This window comes from Streptomyces sp. NPDC086080 (assembly GCF_044540255.1).
Classification (GTDB): domain Bacteria; phylum Actinomycetota; class Actinomycetes; order Streptomycetales; family Streptomycetaceae; genus Streptomyces.
The window spans coordinates 1-4507 of record NZ_JBITRU010000090.1 but is presented as its reverse complement, the minus strand read 5'-3'; the positions used below and the strand labels follow the sequence as shown (position 1 = coordinate 4507).

Annotated in this window: 5 protein-coding genes; all 5 read left to right on the top strand. The window is 57.5% G+C overall.

Annotated features, from left to right (window positions below):
* Nucleotides 1–103: 103 nt before the first annotated feature.
* The 5 genes from ACIF9R_RS38085 to ACIF9R_RS38065 all read left to right on the top strand — a co-directional run bounded on the left by ACIF9R_RS38085 (nt 104) and on the right by ACIF9R_RS38065 (nt 4064).
* Complete coding sequence (locus ACIF9R_RS38085; protein WP_399987687.1) at nt 104–382, top strand: hypothetical protein; 279 nt, start codon at nt 104–106, stop codon at nt 380–382.
* Between the two features lie 338 nt (nt 383–720).
* The gene (locus tag ACIF9R_RS38080) at nt 721–1215 is read left to right on the top strand and encodes a DUF4365 domain-containing protein (protein WP_359420998.1); all 495 of its coding nucleotides are present in this window, start codon (nt 721–723) and stop codon (nt 1213–1215) included.
* Nucleotides 1191–2351: a hypothetical protein gene (locus ACIF9R_RS38075; RefSeq protein WP_399987685.1), complete on the top strand. Its 1161-nt coding sequence runs from the start codon at nt 1191–1193 to the stop codon at nt 2349–2351. The genes ACIF9R_RS38080 and ACIF9R_RS38075 overlap by 25 nt, the downstream gene beginning before the upstream one ends.
* 995 nt (nt 2352–3346) lie before the next feature.
* Complete coding sequence (locus tag ACIF9R_RS38070; protein ID WP_399987683.1) at nt 3347–3658, top strand: hypothetical protein; 312 nt, start codon at nt 3347–3349, stop codon at nt 3656–3658.
* Nucleotides 3659–3671: 13 nt separating this feature from the next.
* Nucleotides 3672–4064: a hypothetical protein gene (locus ACIF9R_RS38065; RefSeq protein WP_399987681.1), complete on the top strand. Its 393-nt coding sequence runs from the start codon at nt 3672–3674 to the stop codon at nt 4062–4064.
* The last annotated feature ends 443 nt before the right edge of the window (nt 4065–4507 follow it).

The following is a 4507-nucleotide window of genomic DNA, read 5'->3' as shown; positions in this document are numbered from 1 at the left end:
GTACTCCACACAAGTCACGATGATCAACGGTGGCCGCACCCGTCCCCGCACCGGCCCCGACCAGCAAGATCACGATCTACAGCTGGAGTACTAGGTTGCGGGGATGACTGCGATGGATCCGCTTGTGCCGGCTCTTGCCGGGCTGGTTGCCGACACCCTTTGGTTCCTCGACAGCTGCGGTGACGACGAAGTCGATCCCGACTCCGCGGTGAAGATGATGGAAAGCGTGGGCGGGGAACTGCTGCGGCTGCCTCTGGACCAGCGCGACCGCTTCCTCCAGGTACTCTCCGACCTGGCCGAAGCAGAACCGAATCCTGCGCGACGGGAGTTCTTGCAGTCGCTTCCCTTCGCCTGCGGTCTGGTCGAGGAAGAGGAAGGCTGAGTCCACCGTCGGTTGAAAGAGCACCGCTTTAGGAGAGAGGCGGGGTGATCTGCGGGCTGAGCTGCGCCTTCGCCGGCCGAGGAAGGGAGCGGCTACTCGACCGCGAAGACCGGTGTTGACCGTGACTGACCCCCGCATCTGGCACGGTTGTGGCACGCGGCCCGTCGCACGAGTTGACCCCTACGGCGACTGAAGGTCACCACTAGTGACAGGTCGTCACTTGATGGCTAAGATCTCCATCTCGTTGCAGGTTGAACCCAAGGCTGGGCGGACAGTCATGTAGGTGTGCGCCGTGGCGCGGAATGGGGAAGCCGCACGGTGGGGAGGGGGCACTGCACTTGCATTCGATCGCCACGCTGGATCCGAACACGGCTAAAGGTAGATTCGGTGTTGCGTATGTGAAATCGATATTTAGCCAGGCTGCGGTCGGCTTCAACGAGACGGCGCCAGATGAGGATGCCATTGCAGTAGACGGCAGCTTGGAATTCGCGATAGCAGCAGCGCGAGTCCAGATCAAGTGTAGCTCGCAATTCAAAATCTCGGGCAAGAGTGCCACTTGGGACTCAGAGTTGCACTGGCGAGATAGCTGGTCAACCTCGGCTGTTCCGGTCTATTTCGTGCTAGTGATTTTAGATTACAAGGATCCCGTGGACTGGATTCAGCATCACGATGCAGGAACCAACCACAGGGCTGCCGCGTTTTGGGTGCGCGTAAACGGTGCAGGGGCGCCCACTGACAAGATCGTGGTCCCGAAGACGCAGCGATTGACAGCGGCAACGTTGGAATCGTGGGAGAAGGAGGTGAAATCATGCTTCATTCCAACGATACCTTAGGCTCGCGTGGCGTAAGGATTCCGACTGTCTCTCAGATTCGCACCTACTTGCAAGCGGAGGGGTGGGAAAGCCAGCCTCCTGGGTCGGCGGGTACGATCTGGGTTCGCGATGGCGTCATGGTCGGCGTCCCAACTGTAAACGATCCGGGGATTGCTGTCGGAATCGTGGAGAGAATCGCTAAGAAAGAGCGCAGAAGTCCAAAAGACGTGGCCCTGAGTATTCGATACCACCTCATGGATGTAACGTACCTGCGGGCTGCGAATGATTATGCGATCACTGACACGATCCCATTCGAGGCCGCATCTACCGTGATCGCCTCCGCGCGCAAGTTGCTGAGGGCAGTCGGTACTACCGCATGGAATGAGCGCGGCGAGATCGGGGGCAACTATGCACGCCAGGGCGACGCAGTCTTGCGACGTGCACGGATGGATCATACCCAAGAAGGCTCTTTCATCATTCCCATCCTAGTTCCTTTGTCGAGTACCCAAGAGGCCCCTGAAGAGGCTGCCCAAACGGCCGACCTCGAGCTATTTCAAGCTGCTCCCGAACCTTTTGAGCGCCGAGTGACGCGCACTTTGGCACAGTCACTTATGGCGGTGAAAGAGATTATCGTCGAGCCTGAGTCCTCGCCCAGTGTGGGTGATCTGCACGCCGTCGTGGCACGCGGTGTCAGCAGGGAGTTTTGCTCTGCGCTAGCCAAAATCTTAACGGAACCCTCGGTTAGCGAGTTTGAGACGAGTTTTGAATGGGCCCCATCTGTTCCTGCTCCAGAGACAATGCCCAGTGCAGTATCGATTGAATCAGATGCTTCGGAGAAGATTGAGAAGGCTGCGGAGAACCTGAAGAAACATCGCATCGATTCCACATCGACATTCTCAGGGAATATTGTGGAGTTGAGGCACGTGGGGGAAGATCCGTTTGGCTTCGCTACGATTTCAACGGTCCGCAGAGGAAGGCGATCTGAGATTCGAGTCCGCCTTCCCTATGAGGCTTACCAAGAGGCCGTCATTTGGCATCGTGCTCGTCGAGTGGTCATCGTGGATGGAGAGGTAAAACACGGTAATGGAAGGAGATTGGTAGTCGAGAATCCAGTCGGATTCCGACCTATCGATGAGATTTTACTTCCCATTTCGTGACGGAATGGTTCGCTTGTTGTAGTACGGAGACGGCTCAGCTTCGACAGCCGGCCACGACGGTGGGTGCGTCGACCGGTCAGGCGCGGGTGTGCCTGGTGCACCCCACCTGCCTCGGTCGGCCACAGGAGGGTTACGACCTCGCTCGAAAGCAGCTGGCTGCGGTGCCCAGTCGGCCAGACGTGGAGTCGAGTCGCCGCAGGCAGACGTCGGCCGGAGCGGGTGGTGTCCCTCGTCGGTCGGGCAGCTTTGCCGCACCCGGGTTCTACGAGGGGCGCCAAGGCTCACTCCGTGACGCTTGCGCCTAATCTTGGCGCCCCTCGTAGGTTCCGGGTACGCCCGCAGGGTGATCGGTCGGCGAGGGACCCCACCCGCGACCCACCACATCAATACCGCGACCATATGCCCCCTCAGAGCGAGGGTCGGGGTTTGGGGCGGAGCCCCATCACAAGGCAGACGGAGCGCATCAGATCGCTCGGTGTCCGTGCAAGTCATGATGCCTGTTGGCGACCCTCTCACGGAGGCCGTGGATAAACTATCTGATGCAGAGGTTCGGTGTGCTCGACAGACTCCGAGCCTCATTACTAGGGAATTGACGGTGGGTGGCAATGGCGCGGTGCAAGAATGCGGCAAGGGCAATCGGTTCTAACGAGATACGGAACCTGTATGCAGACTCGGCGGGGCGTTGTCAGAATCCGGGCTGCCTAAAACCTGTCCTCGTAAGAGCGGCGAATAGAATGCGCGTTAACGTGGGGGAACTGGCTCACATAATCGCTGCATCCCCCCAGGGGCCCAGAGCTAACTCTGCTCTTGACCCCGGAGTGTTGGCGCTCGAAGAAAATTTGATACTCCTTTGTTTGATTTGCCATAAGATTGTAGATTCGCAAGAAGTGGCGTATCCGGTCGAATTGCTGCATAGTTGGAAGAGTTCGCACGAGACCCGGATTTCGAATGCCTTCGGTGCGCGTTCATTTGACCGGCGAGAGGGAGCCCGACGCGTGCTTGAATCCCTCCTTCGCCAAAATCGGGCGACTTTCGAGACGTTCGGGCCTCATTCGGAGTCTTCATGGAACCCCCTGTCCGATGCCGTCGAGATATGGGCGACGCGAGTGCGCGAGGTGATCATTCCTAACAATCGAATGATTCTCAGGCTTCTAGACTCCAACATGCATCTATTGTTTCCCGTCGAGACAATGGTATTGGAGCGTTTCCGGATTCATGTAGACGAGTTTGAGCGCAAGCATGTGTTTGGTGCTATCTCGTCTTCGGTCCCCCAGTTCCCAGAAGAGATGAACGAGCTGCTCAGCTAGGAAGGGATAGAACATGGCACAAGGCGATTACTATGCGAAGGTACCCCGTCCAGAGTCTCTTGAGGTGGTAAGGAGATCCCTAGCTCGACACAATGCCGTCAGCGATTATAAGGAAGTCAGTGCGCAGGTCTATGAAATCTTCCGCACTAGGAAATCCACCGTTACGCTGTACGTCACCAACGTTTACACGGTGGGCGTGGCAGACGTTCAAGAAATCATCGAGGAACACCCTTCCGTTACCTGCATCCTCACCGTCAGCGCTTGGAATGGCTATACCGGGCAAGCCAAGGAATATGCAAAGTCGATCGGTGTGAGTCTATTCAAGTATAAGGAGTGGATGGGTGCGTTGAATTATGACGGAGATGCATTCCTTGACTACATTGCTCCATCAGATCGCGAAAAGTGAGAACCTAAACCCGCCTTGGGGTCTTTTCTTGTTCGGGTCCTCGTGTAGCGGGTTTCGCGCTGAATCTGATGTGGATCTACTGCTCGTCTACCGGTGTGGTGATGAAGGGAGAGCCCGTAGGTTCCGTGTAGACGCCTGCAAGGGGGCCTGGGGCCTCCTCAAGCTACAACTTGATATTACTCTCCTGAGTAAGGAGGAAGAGGAAGCTGTGCATTTTATTTCAAGGGAACGGGCGAAGCTAATTCTTACGAGTGGTGGGGCGCAGTAGAGACGAGGGGATGAGAGGAAACCAGTCGCCAGAGCGGTTTCGCCCGCTCAGCGCGGTCAGGGGCAGCTGACCATTGGCGCCAGGGCTGATGCGTTCTCAGTCGGCGAGATGAGCTGATCGCCTGTGTATGCGCCGCGGTGGTCGGTCCGCCGGGTTCAGCAACGAGAGACGCGAC